The sequence below is a fragment of the Prevotella pectinovora genome, assembly GCF_000834015.1.
Taxonomy (GTDB): domain Bacteria; phylum Bacteroidota; class Bacteroidia; order Bacteroidales; family Bacteroidaceae; genus Prevotella; species Prevotella pectinovora.
On sequence record NZ_JXQI01000068.1, the window covers coordinates 26,483 to 44,499 of the forward strand.

Annotated in this window: 11 protein-coding genes; all 11 read left to right on the forward strand. The window is 44.4% G+C overall.

What is annotated here, in order from left to right:
* Positions 1 to 34: 34 nt before the first annotated feature.
* The 11 genes from ST42_RS10020 (at position 35) to ST42_RS10070 (ending at position 18,010) form a co-directional block, all read left to right on the forward strand.
* The gene (locus ST42_RS10020) at positions 35 to 1,132 is read left to right on the forward strand and encodes an AAA family ATPase (RefSeq protein WP_042518492.1); all 1,098 of its coding nucleotides are present in this window, start codon (positions 35 to 37) and stop codon (positions 1,130 to 1,132) included.
* A gap of 41 nt (positions 1,133 to 1,173) precedes the next feature.
* Positions 1,174 to 2,337 (forward strand): VWA-like domain-containing protein, encoded by a 1,164-nt coding sequence (locus ST42_RS13270; protein ID WP_052485455.1) that lies wholly within the window; start codon positions 1,174 to 1,176, stop codon positions 2,335 to 2,337.
* Positions 2,338 to 2,488: 151 nt separating this feature from the next.
* Positions 2,489 to 3,739: a hypothetical protein gene (locus tag ST42_RS10030; protein WP_042518490.1), complete on the forward strand. Its 1,251-nt coding sequence runs from the start codon at positions 2,489 to 2,491 to the stop codon at positions 3,737 to 3,739.
* Between the two features lie 94 nt (positions 3,740 to 3,833).
* Positions 3,834 to 4,703 (forward strand): hypothetical protein, encoded by an 870-nt coding sequence (locus tag ST42_RS10035; RefSeq protein ID WP_042518488.1) that lies wholly within the window; start codon positions 3,834 to 3,836, stop codon positions 4,701 to 4,703.
* A 245-nt stretch (positions 4,704 to 4,948) separates the two neighbouring features.
* On the forward strand, positions 4,949 to 5,551 hold the full coding sequence (locus ST42_RS10040; protein ID WP_042518486.1) for a hypothetical protein: 603 nt from the start codon (positions 4,949 to 4,951) through the stop codon (positions 5,549 to 5,551).
* A gap of 78 nt (positions 5,552 to 5,629) precedes the next feature.
* Complete coding sequence (locus tag ST42_RS13275; protein WP_052485454.1) at positions 5,630 to 6,874, forward strand: NADAR family protein; 1,245 nt, start codon at positions 5,630 to 5,632, stop codon at positions 6,872 to 6,874.
* A gap of 13 nt (positions 6,875 to 6,887) precedes the next feature.
* Positions 6,888 to 9,647, forward strand: coding sequence for a PD-(D/E)XK nuclease family protein (locus tag ST42_RS10050; protein ID WP_197068939.1), 2,760 nt, complete (start codon positions 6,888 to 6,890; stop codon positions 9,645 to 9,647).
* A complete protein-coding gene (locus tag ST42_RS10055; protein WP_042518483.1) occupies positions 9,644 to 12,913 on the forward strand; it encodes a UvrD-helicase domain-containing protein in 3,270 nt (1,089 codons plus the stop codon). Before ST42_RS10050 ends, ST42_RS10055 begins: the two co-directional genes overlap by 4 nt.
* 6 nt (positions 12,914 to 12,919) lie before the next feature.
* Positions 12,920 to 13,327 carry a 5-fold beta-flower protein gene (locus ST42_RS14080; protein WP_052488318.1) on the forward strand — a complete coding sequence of 136 codons (408 nt, stop codon included), beginning with the start codon at positions 12,920 to 12,922 and terminating at the stop codon, positions 13,325 to 13,327.
* Positions 13,328 to 13,346: 19 nt separating this feature from the next.
* Positions 13,347 to 14,621: a metallophosphoesterase family protein gene (locus ST42_RS10065; protein ID WP_082027925.1), complete on the forward strand. Its 1,275-nt coding sequence runs from the start codon at positions 13,347 to 13,349 to the stop codon at positions 14,619 to 14,621.
* Positions 14,618 to 18,010: an AAA family ATPase gene (locus ST42_RS10070; RefSeq protein ID WP_042518481.1), complete on the forward strand. Its 3,393-nt coding sequence runs from the start codon at positions 14,618 to 14,620 to the stop codon at positions 18,008 to 18,010. Before ST42_RS10065 ends, ST42_RS10070 begins: the two co-directional genes overlap by 4 nt.
* The last annotated feature ends 7 nt before the right edge of the window (positions 18,011 to 18,017 follow it).

Below are 18,017 nucleotides of genomic sequence, written 5' to 3' on the forward strand. Positions count from 1 at the left end.
TAACAAGATTATAAACGAATACATACAACATATTATGGCAGTAACAATTAGCACAAACGAACTCAAGGAAACATTGGAACTCACCCCTTCGACGCAGAACATCATGCTCGTTGGCAAGCACGGCATTGGCAAGTCAGAAATCCTCACCAGCTATTTCCAGAGTCAGGGAATGAAGGTGGTGGCACTCTTCCTGGGTCAGATGAGTGACCCGGGCGACATCATCGGCCTTCCCTCCAAGGTAGAAGCGAAAGACGCAAATGGAAATGTGACAGCGCAGACCGACTTCACTCCTCCGTATTGGTTTCCTATTGACGGCAAGCCAATCGTTCTCTTTCTTGATGAGCTGAACCGTGCCCGTCCTGAAATTCTTCAGACGGTGATGGACTTGACGCTGAACCGTAAACTGGCAGGCAAAGTTCTTCCAGAGGGAAGCCGTGTCATTGCCGCAGTCAACGATGGCGATGAGTACCAGCTTACCGACCTTGACCCTGCGCTCGTGAGCCGTTTCAATATCTATGAGTTTCGTCCAACTGTAGAGGAATGGCTCAACTGGGCTGTGGGTGCAGGTCTTGACGATCGTGTCATCAACTTCATTCAGGACAATCCAACGTGGCTCGATGGTGACAGCGGTGACAAGAAACGAGACTATCAGGGACTTGACAAGAGTGCTGACCGTCGGGCGTGGAAGAAGGTATCTGACCTCATGAAGAAGGTAGATACAATCAAAGATATTCACAAGCGCGTTATAGCAGGCATTGTAGGCGCGGGAGCCGCCGCAGCCTTCATCCGTAGTGCTCAGCAACGTAATGTCATTACTGGTAAGGACTTGCTGCTGAAGTACGACAAAACCATGAAGACTGTGGAGAAATATCAGTTACATGAGTTTGCCATCCTCAACGAGTCTGTATTCCGTTTCCTTCAGAATGCTAAACTTGACGAGCGTGAGAAGACGCTTGCAGCCAAGAACCTAGGTCAGTATATCGACTTCCTCCGTGTGAACAAGAAGAAGGAGGCACTTGCCAACTTCACGAGCATCTTTGAGAAAGGCACCTATGAGCAGGCAATAGTCTTTATGGTTGTCAATGCCACCGAGGTTTATGATATGCTCAATGAGTTTGTCGAAAAACTCTGATTCCCTCCTTTTCATTAAACCCATTTCAAACAATCCATCGAATGGTAGAACGAATATCCAAGATAACTGAACGCTGGTTTCTCAGCGAAGAGGCACTTTTCTCTGTTTTCTGCACCCATCGTGTTGCAGAAAACAGTGGAATGGAATGCCATGTGCGTGTGGGTAAAGGTGTCATTGAGGTGAATCCCGACTTGTGTGCAGACATTACAGACAAGGAACTTGAGGAACGTCTGCGCATTGAAGTCATCCGTATTTTGCTTAAACACCCTTATGACCGTCAGCCTGATGGCTGTTGCATCACAGCGAGAGCATTAGGAAGCAATTGTGTCATTGGTGATTCCTACCGCCTTCAGAAGATAGAAATAGATAAACCGTCAGACTTCAAATTGCCCTCAAACGGACACTATGAGTTCTATGCCCGCTGCATACAGAAGATTCTTCAGAAATTAGGCGGGCAAGGACAAAAAGAGGATGACTCCGAAGAAAACTCTCAACCCCAAGGCGAATGCAATGATGGAGGGTTTGGTAAAGAATATACTGACATGGCCAAGAACTGGCAACAAGATGAGTTGATGGCAGCACAAGTCAACGAAGTCATCCGCGATGTCAAGTCCTGGGGCTCTTTGCCTGGTGGACTTGTCGAAGAGATTGTTGCAAGCACCAAGGCTCGTGTTGACTATCGCAAGATTCTGGCAGGTTTCCGTGCAAGCATACTTTCGCAAAAGCGCAAGCTTACCCGTATGCGTCCCAACCGCCGTTCTGGTTTCTATGCTATGGGAAGCCGCTATGACTTCACCACAAGCATGATTATCGGTGTTGACTGCAGCGGGAGTATCTCGAAGGCAGACCTTCAGAATTTTTACTCCACCATCAACCGATTCTTCCAATATGGCATACAGCAGATTGATGTGGTGCAGTTTGATACAGAACTTGGCGAGGTGCAGACTCTTGTCAAAGCTTCTGAGAATATCAAGGTGACAGGCCGTGGTGGTACTTGGTTCCAACCGTTTATCGATTTTGTTGCGCAGCATTCAGAGTACGACGGAGCACTTATCTACACCGATGGTTATGCACCGCAGCCCACAATCCCTGCAACCATGCACACCCCTCTATGCTGGGTGCTTCGCTCCGAGCAGGAACTTAAGGAGCATGAGCAATGGATGAAACAAAGTGGAAGAGTTTGTGTAATCGAAAATATAAGCTGACGAAACACACATGAACTCAGTTATCCATAGGGAATACTCCTGTTCTTGATACCGAGTACTGAGTCAATTGTTTCCATCGCTAATCACAAATAAGATTTACTGCTCGTAAAGAAAACATAAAAGCCGTTGAAAACCTACAAATAATCACTATATGATTAAGGAATTTTCTGATAATGTCCAGCGTCTGTTCAATGACATTGTTACCGACAAAACGAAAGGACACTCACATACTGCCAAGGAACTGCTCGCTGTCCTTCGTTGCAAGGTTACGCAACCGATAAAGATCATGGAAGAGGCTTCGTGTGTGTGCCTAATATATTATAACGTGTCGGTAATACTGCCTGATAATCTTTCGGAGATGAACATAGCCTACAACAGTGAATATCAGATGACATTCAACAAAATATCCTCTTGCGACCTTCATCAGTTATCTGAGTTTATTCTTGCTCTGGAGCGTGACATCCCGAAGTGGAAACACATATGGGTGGCTGATGACAAACTCAAGAAGGAACAGGCAAAGATTGGCGAACGTGTGAAGTCCGCTATGCTTCAGTTCCGCTCAGACTGGATGTCGGTAGGGGCGAAAGACGATGAGAAGATGATTGAGAAGTTCCGCATCAAGTATTACAACCTCAAGGCTTGCAAGATGGTTCTGGAAAACGACAATCCTTTCTGGGAGAACAAGACGACTGAGGTAGAGATACTTGACGAATGCCGGACGCTGCATATCGACCCTCCAATGGAACTGTGGTACACCGAGTTCAGTGACTTTGTTGACGAATGCAAACAGATACGCGATGAGCGTGACCGCCAAAGAGAGGAAGCAAAGCGCAAAGAGGAAAAGATGCGTCATCTTATCCGTATCAAGCAACTGAAGTTTGAAGCCATCATCAAGTCGGTTGAATTTCATCAGGATTTCGAGGTAGAAGTAGAATCGCATCTTCATCAAAGACATATCAGTTTCTTCATCAACAGACAGGCTGTGCCATCCATGAATGGATACTTTCTGATGCGGTTCAAAATCAGCGGTGCAAGTACCGTTTGTAGAGTGTATTTCAATGATGTAGACAGATGCGCACCCGCAATCATCAACACCATTAACCGTATCAACGATATGATACCGGAACTGCGTAACACACTTGTCGATGATGGACAGCAGTACTTTCTGACGGGTGACAATTATTCCATGGGACAACTCCTCAATGACGATAATTCCGGCGAGCCATTCTCCGTAGTGCAGTATTCATACAAGAAAAAACGTGTAATATGTTGCCCGCTACTTCCATCCAATCGTGTCGTCATGAGAATCAACGCTGCCATCCGTGAACTCTATTGCACCACATTCAATTCCGAAAAGAGAGCAGATGATGTAGATTACCCTGTAAATAAGCTCATAATCTGACAAGAGTCATTGTTATACGTATGTCACAATCGCCTTTCTCCCTATAATTATATTAATTTGCACTTTGAAAATCAATCTTATTCATTTGTTATCAATGGAAGAACAGAAAGACTACATTGCTGAAGCAAAGCGTATTGCGGAAGACATTAAGGCAACAGAAGAACACATTCTGGAGTTAGACCGTGAGGAGAAATTCCAGAAGAAACATGTGGAAGATTTGAAGGTGCAGTACAAAGAGGTCTTCATTAAGGCGAACATTGACCGTCTCACCGCTTTTAAGGAAGAATGCAAGAAACGTGGTGACAAAGCGAGCGAACAACTGCAACTGCTGCAAAACGAGAAACATGTGTTGCGCCTCCAGCTTAAGAATGAAATAGACGGTCGTACCTTCAATGACAAGGTGCAGGAGATTTCAAAAAAGTGTAAGAAAATCCGTGAGTTGTACGATACATACTACAACAATTCCATAGCAGATATGGTAGGTATTACCAGTTATGATAGCAACATTATCCGCGAGTTCATCTTTGGTTCTTGGCAAGACAATGCTGAATCAAAGAAAGAGATGACTATCGAAAACGTGTTTAATCATAGACTTGAGATACTTGCCAACCCAACTGAGTTCGCTCAGAAGATAACACATTTCAGTGCTGGTGGTCTTGGTGCTTGTGTTTATAACAAGGATGTGACCGTAGCAGAACTCGTACGCTGTTGGGAATTCGATGAGTTCAAGTTTGTTTGTCCTGAATCTGGAGAAACAGCCTTCATCTACCAGTTTGCCGGTCATGTTAGTGCTGGTGGGTATTGGGAACTGACCGCCTACTGTCCTGCGAGTGGCAAGCATCAGCATTATGGAAGTAGGGATGCAAATCCAGTCCATGTCCACTGGTCGACACTAAAAAGTATAGCAGACCCTGTAAGTAGGCAAATAAAGAACATCAAGACAACAATTGAGTCAGGCAAATAACGAAGAACAGAATGGAAAAAGAAATCATCATATCAGCAGAAAGCTACAAGGGTAAAATAAAGTTAGACTATGTGCCTTGTATTGACCGATAAAAAACCGAAAAAATCGTCTTTCGAAGTTACAAAAAATAGAAAAATGAGCCAAATTTTGATAAAGAATCTCTTTAAGAGATTTAAATGATGGATTGTGAAAAGAAAACAGTAAATTTGCAGAATAATAATCCCATTTTTCCATCAAACTGATTTATGGCAATATACTATCACGGTTCTTCCGTCCTATTCAAATCCTTCGATCTCAGTCACGCTCTTGAGGGTGATGGTAAGGTGAAGTTCGGCTATGGAGTTTACCTCACTTCCCGCTACGAAAGGGCTGCTCATTATGCCTTTAACAAGAAAAGACCAGAAAATAAAGATTACTACGTCTACACAGTAGAAGGACCCGATAAAACCGAGTACAATTGTCTTTGGCAAAGTCCATCATGTCCAGTGTCCGAGTCTATCGTAAGTCGGGTTAAGGAAAAACTGGGAGAAGACATCCCAGTGGAGGCTATAGCTGAAGGAAAATACTTCAGAAAGTATGTAGCCAATAGACTGGTTGGTGTACAGGAATCGATTAAGAAGATGTTCGGCAGTGCTCCTTATATTGGTGAAATTGCTTTGGCGAACCTCCTTGACAGTATCGGGGTTGATATGATGGCACAGCCTTTTATTTGGAAGCCACCTTTTGAAAATATAGACTTGGCAATAGTCAATGAGAAAAAGGTCAAGATTCTAAAGATTGAGAAAATCGAGCTTGATGCAAAGAAGCATCTTGTTCCTGGGTCGGAAACGCTCGTTAAACTTGAATAAGTGTCGATATACGTATATGCAAATTGCTTTTATCTTGGCAATTACGTACCTTTGCACCCACTAAAAACAGTTCGACACATGAGTAAATCTAGTATCTGCCAATTCATTGAGAAGTACTATCCGCAGTACTATTCCATTGAGACGTATCCTGCATCAGAGTGCGTACGAATCCACAAGATTACTGAACCTTGGGGTATCTTTTCCAACTTTTTCCACACGCCAATCACTGTAGAAGGTGTTACCTTCGAAACCTCTGAGCGTCTCTATCAGACCATGAAGTTCATTGATTCCGAGGCAGTGCGTCAAGTATACGGCAAGAAGGGCAACCCTAAGATGACCGCCAAGCGACTCTTTAACGAGGGCTTCCAGCGTGAAGACTGGGGACAGATGCTCGTTGATGCCATGAAGTTCTGCCTTACTCTCAAATACCAGCAGAATGAGGAGTTCCGTAAGGCGCTTGAAGACAGTAAGGGCAAGTACATCGTTGAAGACCAGAGCACCTTTACCAAGAAGAATCCCGACACCTGGGGCGTCAAACTCCAGAATGACATCTACGTCGGCCCTAATCTTCTTGGTCGTCTCCTCATGGAACTCCGCGACAACGGCAAGTTGGAGTACACTCTCCCAGATAACGCATTAAGCTTTACTCAATTTCTAAGTCAAGCCACTTTGGATACTGATGGAATCAACCGTGAAGCTCAGTATAACAACTCAATTACCGTTGAAGACATCACCAAGGAATCCGCTATAGATTCAACGGCTCTGAAGGTACTTACATATTCACATCCCCATGACACCTGCGACGGCATAGAACTCCATCTTGGCAACCAAGCCATGGGATATCCTTTCACCTGTCTTGGCCACAGCTGGAAAGCTGTCGAGTACCTGTATCTCTGTGGAGAGTGGAGTTGGGAAGGTGAAGATGCAAAGGCTATACAAGAAGATGTACTTACTGCAAAGAGCGGATACGCAGCTGCATCATACAAGCGCTCGAAATACAAGAAACGTCGCCGTGCCGATTACGAGACCTTCCGTGACCAGTGGATGCTCTGGTGCGTCTGGCAGAAGTGCCTCGGAAACGAGGCATACCGCAAACATCTGCTCTCCATGCCAGATGACCGCATCATTATTGAAGTAATCAAGAGAGACAAAGTCTGGGCTGCTTGGCCTGATGACAACGGCATCTACCACGGAGCCAACGGTATGGGCAAGATTCTCACTATCTGCCGCCGATGTCTCAAGGAAGGCACGTCCCCTGCCATCGATGCTGACTTGCTTAATAGCAAATGCATCTATATACTTGGAGAAAAGGTTCAATTCTAAAATACAATCCACGATGACAATACATTTCAGCACACACTACGACGGAGAGATTTTCGTCAATAGCCATACGGATCTTATGGGTATAACCTATGTAGGTCCTACGGGACTGTTAAAGCAGTTGGAATTAAGAGCTGGCTTGCATACAGAAGTCAAGTCTGACGTTGAGCGTGAAGCAGAATATCTTAACGCCATGACACCATGCATCAGCGGCACCATGTTTGAAAACGCTTTCAATGTTGATAAGATTGGTGTCGCAGGCAAGCTACTTGGTTGGCGTGATAATCTGATAATGGCAGGTTGGGACGGCGCATGTGACGACCAGAAAGCAAAGAAGTTGACTATTTTGGCAACCATCGAGGAAAGCTTCCATTCAAGTGGCATAGCGGACGCTTGGGTAAAAGTTCGGGATGCTTACAAATCTGCAGATATGCTCAGCGACCGTGTGGATGAAATTGTGGTAGATTGCCCTTGGAGTGAGATACCATTCATTGTCCAAGACACACTTGACTCTATTAGTAAGAATGGAGTCAAGGTAACAAAGAAGGTTCTTGAAAACGAGGAACAAGCAAAACTCGACACTTCAAAGGTGAAGGTCGTGGATTTTCCGGACATCAACGATGCATACGAATGGTTCGCTCAGATAGAGTCTATGCCTGAGGATAGTGTGGTCATCAACCGCGACAATGTGCTCCTCAATCATATCCTCTACACATGGGACAAACCGCTTGTACACTCATCGCTCACACAGACGAATCCGCAGTTGCTGCAATTCTTCAAATTGGGGATGAGCATCTTCTCTCGTCCTCTGAACATACAGAACCTCATCTCCTATCTCCAGTTACCCATGAGCCCTATACCTGGTGCTCTGAGATACAAGCTCTCAAAGATGCTCCTTCAGCATGGAGGCTTCGGTAATAAAACAAAGAGAGAGGATGGAGAAGTACGTGATGAATGGGAGCAGACCATTCATGAGTTCGAATTTGTCAACAAGGAAGGAAAAGCCACTCCGCAAGCCAGAGCGAAAAAGATGGCATTCCTTTCCCCAATCCGTAATGACTATGCTGATGGCATCAGCAAGGATGAACTGATGGGCTATCTTGACTCTCTTAACAAGTGGGCAATCGGACATTATGCCGATGTTGATCTTGCCGAGGAGAAAAAGGCACAGTTGCATGAATTGCAGACCTTCATTTCGTCCTTCAAGACTTCTTTGCAAAGTCTCTCTGGAGAAATAGTTCAGTATAGTGACATTGAGAAACTCGTACTTCAGATTTATCGACCTATGAACTACGCATTAAACCAGACAGAAAACGGAGCGTTTTGCGTAGTGAATGATATAAGACAGGTAGCTACACCTGCAAAGACAATCCTTTGGCTTGACTGTCAGGATGAAGATGGCGAGAATGACTCATACGATTTCCTGACAAAGTACGAGAAGGAGTATCTCTGCGGTCATGGCGTCAAGTTGCCGGGTTTCGCCAATCATCTCTCAACCGCACGCAAGGAGCATCTCCGCATTCTCTCACAAGCAGATACTGTAATCCTTGTGCACTCTGCTTACAATGGAACTACACGACTCGGAGAACACAGCATGATTGCGGAAGTCCGCCATACAGCCGGAAAACTGCCGACTTGTGACAGGAATTCTTTGTTCCCAATGGTAAAAACAACGGAAAAGACTGCAGATGTGGATAGGTTCGCACCGGTTGCAGCACTGGAGTTGGGTGCGATAGACTATAAAGGGCGAAAAGAAAGCAATTCCTCTCTTGATACCCTCATACAATTGCCGTTCAACTATGTTGTGCAGTACGTAGCAAAGCTCAATGAGCCAAATGAGGAACAGTTGAAAAACACTCACATCACGCTCGGTCTTGTCGCTCACAACTTCTTCGAACATATCATTGATGATGGTAAGTCTGACCTTCAGTTGATGCGCCAACTAACTGAAGACGAGTTTGACCAGCGACTGGAGAACTCCATCGATGCTACAGGCCTCATCATGCGTCTGCTAGAGAATACATCTTCACTCGGTGAGTTCCGCATCCACCTCAAGGATAGCATGCTCAGTCTTATAGACATTATGGAGCACTTGAATCTTACCCCTGTAGGATGTGAGGTGTCTATACCAGACGAATACAGCCAGAAAAAACTGGAATTAAAAACCATCGGGGACTTCGGTGCACGTATTGACTTCCTCCTCAACGACGCTAGTGGTCGTTATGTAATCTTCGACTTCAAGTGGTCGTACAGCCAGTACTATGGCAAAAAACTTGAAGAGAATACCGCAATTCAGCTTGAACTGTATCGTGAAGCGGTAAAACAGATGTATACTGGTAAGGATGTTGCAGCTGTAGGTTACTACATGATGCCACGCAAGCAACTCATTACAAGCGATTATGATGAGATTAGTGGTAGCAAACTCATTAAGCATGTAGATCCTGCCAATATAATAGTACCTCTTATCCAACAGATAAAAAACTCTTATGCATTCCGTATGGATGAGATACGACGTGGTCATATCGAAGAGGCTGAAACAGTGGACATAAAGGACATTGACAATTGCTATCATGCAAAAGAGGAAGAACTGGGACTCTGCCCATTGTCTGTGACGGAGAAGACAACGGGGCGGGGAAAATCCAAACAGCTCATATCTGTTACTAAAGAATCTGAGCATGTATTCAACCCCTCTAAAAAGTTATCTTTCGAAGATGAGAAGAAAGAGCCATGCGAGATAGCAACTTCACACGCAATACTTAAAGGACGACTGAAATGAGAAACGTAACATACATCAATGCTGGCGCAGGCTCCGGCAAGACATACACTCTGACAAAGATATTGGCAGAGAAACTTTCAAAAAAAGAGGTAAAGCCTTCAGAGGTTATTCTTACGACCTTTACGGAATTGGCAGCAGCAGAGTTCAAGGAGAAGGCACGTCAGCAGATTCTGTCTACTGACAATATGGAAGTTGCTTCACAGATGGACTGTGCTGCTATAGGGACAGTTCACTCTGTAGCTCTTGGATTCATCAAGAAGTTCTGGTTCTTATTGGAATATGGTGCTGACATTCAAACAATTTCAGAGCGTGACGAGGATTTTTATATGAGCCAGTCACTAGCTCGTATTGCCAGTATGCCTGAACATAAGTCTGATTTGGACAACTTTCGCAAGTTCCGTGATTTCTTCGACATTCTTGACTCTTCCAATCATCCCGACCATCTCTTTTGGCAGCAGCATCTCAACTCCGTGGTTGAAAAGATGGAGTACTATGGTGTTGACGTTGTTGATATAAGTACACAGAAGAGTATTGAAACACTGAGAGCTGTTTATACGGGAACCCCTGTCGACTATAATTTCATCGCTTCTGCCTTAAAAGAATATGGTAATTTCTGTGCGACAAAGTTTGATGACGGACGCTCAGGAACCAAAGCGCATGAACATTATGACGCAGTTGCCAAACTTCTTCATGAAAAAAGAGACCAAGACTGGCTCACTCGTGTAAAAACATTGATGAAAACTCCTTGCTGCGAAAAAGCTGCAGAACAAGCTTGTACTAACTTTACAAATCTAAAAGACCAGCTATCCGTTGCCGATACATCTGTCGATGCACTCGCCATTCTCGAACCATTCGTAAAATCTGTGTTCCGTCTAGCTAAAGTTTGGCACGACGATTTCATAGCCTACAAACGAAATAACCATATCATTTCTTACAATGACATGGAGCAAATCTTCTTACGTCTCTTGACTGATTATGAAGAAGTACAGGACTATGTGCGTTCTCACTATCGTCTGGTAATGGTTGATGAGTTTCAGGATTCCAACCCAATTCAACTCAAGATTTTCAACAAACTGTCTGAGATTATTGCTGAGACCGACGGACATTCGTACTGGGTAGGCGACCCTAAGCAAGCAATCTATGGATTCCGTGGAGCCGATACCGACCTTGTAAATTCTGTAGCAGACCACTTCACATTCTATGATGATGCAGAAATCCATGAAGAGGAAGGTCCGCGCAATCTTGCAACAGGACGTCTTGTGGAGAGTTGGCGTTCTAGAAAGAGACTTGTCGACCTAGTAAATGCTGTATTCTATGAGCCTTTCAAGAATGATGGTATTAATAAACTGTGCATAAAGCTCGATGCCCACTTCAAGAAAGATGACCTCAGCTCCAATGCTATCGTTCATTGGGAATGTGGTGATAGCATCAAGAACCAGCAAGATGCGGCTGACGCACTAGCCTTCAAAGTAAAGGAATTACTTGATAGCAAAATGCAAGTTCACAGCGGAAAGCGTGACGAACCCGCAACAGCAATCTCACCGCATGACGTTGCCATATTGTGTCGTAAGAATTCAGCATGTAAGGAAGTGGTCAAGGCTCTCCGCAAATATGGCATTCCCGTCTCTGAAGCTGAGGATGCTATCATGCAACGCATTGAGGTTCAGCTTGTCGTTACCCTTCTTCAGTTTATGCAAGACCCGAAGAACAAACATGTCTTTGCAAATCTTATGCGTCTGCTATGGGGCAACACTACAGAAGAAATCCTTCGTAATCGTATAGATTATGTCTTGGAACATATTGATTCTGAAGGAGAATTCGATACTGCCAATGACAACTGGCAAGAGGACTTGGATTCCGTTAAGGACTTGCTAAAGCAAGGAGAGCGTATTCAGCATCTCTCCATACCTGAGATGGTAAAAGCCATAATCTATGAGAGTAACATTCCGTCTCTTACTGCACGATGGGGAGACGAGCAGGTACGCCGTCAGAACCTCTCTACATTGCAACACCTTGCTGATGACTATGACGAGATGTGTCTTCAGATGGGACTAGGAACGTCCATCAGCGGCTTTATCTATTATCTTAACAGCATTGAGCCTGACAAAGAGAAAGACAACAAGTCAGACACCGTTAAGGTATTCACCTATCATGGTTCAAAGGGATTAGAGTGGCCGGTCGTTGTCATGCATGGTCTTGGCGAGAACGTTCTGACAGATGCAGACTTCACAAAGAAATCATTCATGAAAGTACGTGAGGTAGTTATGAATGACAATGCAACAGAGGAAGACCCATTTGCCAAGGAGTATTATCTGCACTTTTTCCCCTTCACTCTTAGTTCATTCAATAATAATCCTACGGCAACCTTACAGGACAACATTAACGAGCTGGAATTCTACAAGAAACTCAAGGAACGAACTAAATCGGAAGAACGCCGACTGCTATATGTTGGAATGACGCGTGCCAAGGATTACCTGTACACCTTCGGATACAAGGGAAATTTCGATTGGCTTACTAATGCCGGTGTCGAATCACCCTCTTCTGACAATGTTTGGGGAAATTCTGACTATGCAGTTACTCCGATAAGCATAAGCAAGCCAGAAGATTCTAAAGAAGATAGCATGGTGCAAACATACACTATCATCGAGAAACCTATTGCTCATAACGAAAGAGAAAGAAAATTCCTTTCTCCAAGCAAGATAAAGGAATTCAGCGGATATTTCAGTCACGAGTCATGGAAAGAAAAAGGTACCGTTATCGAAACAAAAGGCTGGAATAAGGACAACTACGCCACCATCGGAACGTGTATCCATGACATCTTTGCCATCTATCGACAAGGACATGACGAAGACAATCGTAAAAAAGCATTGAGCATCATCGGCGGTTATGGGCTGTCAGATATACTTGCTGGGCATGTGGATGCTATTCTTCGTTCTGCCTACTGGCTATACAACCAGTTGCAGCAGCACTTTCCTCAAACCGAGGGAGACAGTATCTGCAACGAATATCCGTTTGAGATGACTCTTCCTACTGGCCAGCATCTTCGGGGAGAAATGGACCTGCTGTGGTTCTATACAGACGATAAAGGCCATCATTGCGTTCTGATTGACTACAAGACTTTTGGCGGTGTAGCACTCAATGAGCACACGACTACTCATTATGCACAGTTATCAGCATACGCAGAAGCATTACGTCATAAAGGCATTGATGTGGCTCATGCTCTTATATACTATCCTGTTTACAGTACGATACATGAATTGAAATAACGTTCAATGAAAAACTTAAAGTACATACTTTCACTCATATTGCTGACAATGTCCATTCATGGATATTGCCAGCAGATGTATGACCGCTCGGGCTCTCTCATAGGACGCTACGATAGCGGTAAGATATATGACCGCTCTGGTTCCTATGAAGGCAAGGTCGATTCGGGGCGTTTTTATAATCGCTCTGGAAGCTATATCGGCTACGAACGTGACGGAAAGTTCTATGACCGATCGGGCTCTTACATCGGTTATACAAAGGATGAAAAGTTCTATGACCGATTGGGCAGTTACATTGGTTACATCAGTGGCAACAACGTCTATAACCGTTCCGGTTCACTGATAGGCAGAGTCAACAGAGTGCCAGACTTAATAGTTGCCCTCGTCTATTTTTATGGTTATTTTCCCCTACGTTGAATCCAAAATCCAATAAGACATGAAAATCATTTGCACCAGTGACTGGCACTTAGGAAACTTGTTTCATGGCAATGATCGCCTACCCGAGCACAGGCATTTTCTGTCATGGCTTCTTGCAAGGATAAAAGAACAGCACCCAGATGCATTGCTTATAGCTGGCGACATCTTCGACAACGGCAACCCCTCGGCTGCTGCTCAGTCTGCATACTATGAGTTTCTCGCTGACGCGACAGAGACATGTCCCGACATGAATGTGGTTATCATAGCAGGTAATCACGACTCCGCCAGTCGTCTTGAGGCACCTCGTGCCCTGCTGACACGACACAAGGTTGAAATCCGTGGTAACATACATCGTTCGTGGGTCGCAAACGAAGATGGTGGAAACTGGGTGATTAATTACGATGACCTCATGATTCCCATCAATGGTGGTGACGGCTCACAGGCAATAGTTCTCACTGTACCTTATCTTCGAAGTGATGTCGTGCAAAACGCCAACTATTCGGAAGGTGTTAATACTATACTTCGTGAACTGACTGCCAAGGCGAGGGAAAAGTATAGAGACTCACCTCTCATCATGATAGCTCACATGTACGCAAAGGGTGCCGACATTGCCAAAAGTGATGCCAGCGAGAAGATTGTCATCGGAGGACAGGAGGAGGTGAACATGCAAGGATGGGACGAACATCCCGACTATTTCGCTTGTGGACATATCCATAAGCGTCAGCACATCTGGAATACCGATTGGGCCCACTACTCGGGTAGCGTGCTCCCCATGTCATTTGCTGAAAAGGATTACCATCATGGGGTGGACATGGTTACAATAGAGAACGGGACGAAACCGCAGATTGAGTTTCTGGAGTATGAGCCACAACATAAGCTCATGTTTCTACCAGAAGCCGAAGAGGAACTTACATCTAAGAAACTGGAGAAACGTATCAATGCAGAACTCCAGAACAAAACCGAAGACAAGTTGGATGACAACTTTGTCTATCTGGTGTTAAAGGTGACACTCGAAAAGGTAAACAATGATGCAATCAAGGAGCTGGAGGCACTTATTGGCACAAAGAATGCCGTGCTTTGTAAGATACAGAAAATAACACCAGAATTAGACATAACCACTATTTCTGGTTCACAACACCTTCAAAGCATTGACGACATACTGAATCGCGACCCTCTCGACACTCTGAAAGAGACATTTGTCGTAAAAAATGGCAAGGAAATGACAGATCATCAAGAAAAGATGTTGACTGACCTACTGAATTCTTTAACCGCCGAAAACGACAACGCACAATGAAGTTCATAAAGCTTGAAATACTCAACCTCGCCTCTCTCGACCGTGCAGGAGGTGAAGTGATAAACTTTGAAGAAGGTGTACTGGGCGAAAGTACCATCTTCAGCATCGTTGGTCCTACAGGTTCGGGCAAATCCACACTGCTGGACGCTATCTGTCTGGCTCTCTATAACAGAGCACCCCGATATCCTCGAAAGAAGAAAGACAAAGACAAGATGGAGATTCTTGGCACCCCAGATGAAGGCGAGAAGAACAGACTGTCTCCAAAAGATTGCCGCAATATCCTTACTCGGGGAAAGAAAGAAGGTTATAGCAAGTTGACATTTCTGGCAAACAACGGCAATGTATATAGAGCTGAATGGTATGTAAAGTTCAAAACAAAGAACTATGACGACGCCATTCTTTCACTATACAAGCTAACCTCTAAAAAAGGACAAACCGTAGAAGAGGAAGCAGACTGGAACGAGCTTCCCACCATCATTGGTCTCGGCTACGACCAATTCCTTCGCACCGTACTGATAGCTCAGGGCTCGTTTGCAAATTTCCTGACTGCTAGTGAGGATGACCGATATCAACTTCTTGAAAAACTTATTGGCAATGAAGAAATCTACACCAAAATAGCCACTCGTATCAGTAAGGAAAAAGATGAGGCTACACGTGCTTTTGATGAGATCAACGCAAACTTCGCTGCCGTTGATAAGGATATCATCAAGGATCAAAATGAACTTGATGCATTGACCACACGCATAGCCATACTTGACGAAGAGGACAGGAACGTGAAAACAGAACTTGGAAAAATTGCGGAGTCTTTGGGATGGTATGTCATAGAAAAGAACTTTGAAAAGAACATTCCTCTATATGAGGGGAAACTATCTGATGCACGCAACAAGCTCAATGAAATAAAGGCGGATACCGAAAGACTTACTCTGCATGACTTAACCATCGAAGCTGTGAAACTGTACGATAACGCAGAGAAAAAACAGAAGGAGATTGAAGGTAATGAGGCTGAGCTGGTATCTCTTAACAAGAAGGTTACACAGAAAAAAGAAGAGATAGAGAAGGAAAATAGCAACCTCGTAAAGCTCAAGGAGGAGGCCAATAAGGCAAACCAGATTCTTGAACAGCAAAAACCTCACATCAACAAGGCTCGTACCATAAAGGGTGAGTTAGAATCTGCAAACAAGACCGTCGAAGAAAAACAAACAGCCAAAATTAACGCCGAGGGTGCTTTCAGCAAAGCAAAACAAGCTGTTAATGATAATGCCACGGCCATTAGGAAAGGTGAAGCCATGCTGCAAGACGCTAAAGGTGCTTTGGAGAAATTAAAGTTAGATTTACAGAAGAAGGCCGACGAACTCAACGAAGCGGCAGAGAAGTGGAAAAAAGCATTTGAAATCGAACAAAAGAAGATTGAAGGGAAAGATTCCGACACTCTCCAGAAGGAAAAAGACGTTGCTGAGAAGAAGAAGACGGACCTGAACGAGGCAATTCGTATCCGTAAAGTAATTGAAACCGATACTGAGATCATCTGCAATCTTGAAAAGAAGAACAAAGAACTTGAAGAGCGCAATAAGGGAATCGAAGATGACCTTAAAAAGTTCAATACTGAGCCCTTGTCGAAAGAACTTGAAACTCTGCGGAATACATACACGTTGATGACCTGTGAGAACTGGCGTGAACATCGGGCTACTCTGCATGATGGTGAAGCGTGTCCTCTATGCGGATCCAAACAGCATCCGTATGAGTCGGGCGAGGTATTTGAGCCTGTTGCTAATGAATTGAAAGAACTTATCTCATCGAAGGAAAATATACTAAAAAAGCAGAATGATGGGAAACTGTGTTTGTCGAACGAGAAAAGTCAGAACGCCGGCGTACTGAAGGCCAACAAGACGACTATTGCAAACACTAAGGAGGCACTACGCAATTTAGAAGATGAGTGGACAGCCATTTATGCTCAACATACGGATTGGCCGTTAGAGTCTGATAATCTCGAAAAACTGAAACCCTCTATAGAGCAGAACGCCACCAATGCTGGCAACGCCTTGAAGGAATACAATAAGGTTGACATGGAAGTGAACCGTCTGCGCAAAGAGAAAGAAAAGGCTGAAAATGATGTAAGAAAATTCAAGGCTGAAAGCGAGCAGCAGATTAAAGATGCAGAAAAGAAACAGACCAACTGCTCCACCGCTCTACACATAGAGAAGGGAAAGACTACGAACCTCAAGGAACAACAGTCTGAGAAAGAGAAGAATCTGTCAGATGCAACAAACGCGCTGAGCAAAGCTAACGTGGAACTTGAAGCCAAGAAACAAGCTATCAAGAAAGAGATTGGCGACAACGACCCTGATGCCCTTGAACAATCACTTACAACTGCAAAGAATAAAGCTGACCAAGTGGTTACAGACAAGACAAAAGCCATTAGCAATATAAATGCCGATATGAAAGAACTCAACGGCAAGATTGAAAGCATAAACAATACAAAGGCTGATAACATAAGTAAACGTGACACGTCTGTTAATGCACTAACTGAATGGCTGACATCTTACAATGCCGACGAAAGCCATCAGCAGAAACTTTCCGTTGAAGACATCGCTTTACTCGCCAAGGCCAAAGATAATTGGGAATACATTCGCACTTGTCAGAAGAAGTGGGCCGATGCACTGACCACAGCCGAAACAACGCTCCAAAATGAGAAGAAAGCTCACACCGATCATCAGCAGAATAAGCCATTATCAACAAAGGAAGAACTGGTTACTCGCAAGACGGAATTGGAGAGTCGCTCAAATACTGAACTTGTCGAGGCGAAAGCCTGTATGCAACGTCATGAAGAAGCTAAACAACAGATGGGCACCATGTTTGAGAAGAAGCAGGAAGTAGAAACGTTCATGAAAGAATGGAAAGAGATATCCGACTCGATTGGTTCCGATGGCAAGACTCTCCGTAAGGTTGCCCAGTGCTACACACTTCATTTCCTTATAGCTCATGCCAATGTGGAGATACGGAAATTCAATAGTCGCTACGAACTCCTGCAAGTGAAGAACTCTCTGGGTATACGTGTCATCGACCATGACCGTGCCGATGATATCCGCGACACAACGTCCCTCTCTGGAGGTGAGACTTTCATCGTATCTCTCGGGTTAGCTTTGGGACTCTCTGCACTATCTTCTCGCAACATTTCTTTCGAAAACCTTTTCATCGACGAGGGTTTCGGCACACTCGACCCCGACACACTTGCCACTGTCATAGACTCACTTGCAATGCTACAGACATCGCAGGGTAAGAAGGTCGGTGTTATCAGCCACACTGATACAATGTCGGAACGCATCACGACTCAGATTCGTATCATCAAGAATGGCAACTCAGGTAGTAGCCATATCGAGATATATCCATAAAACATTG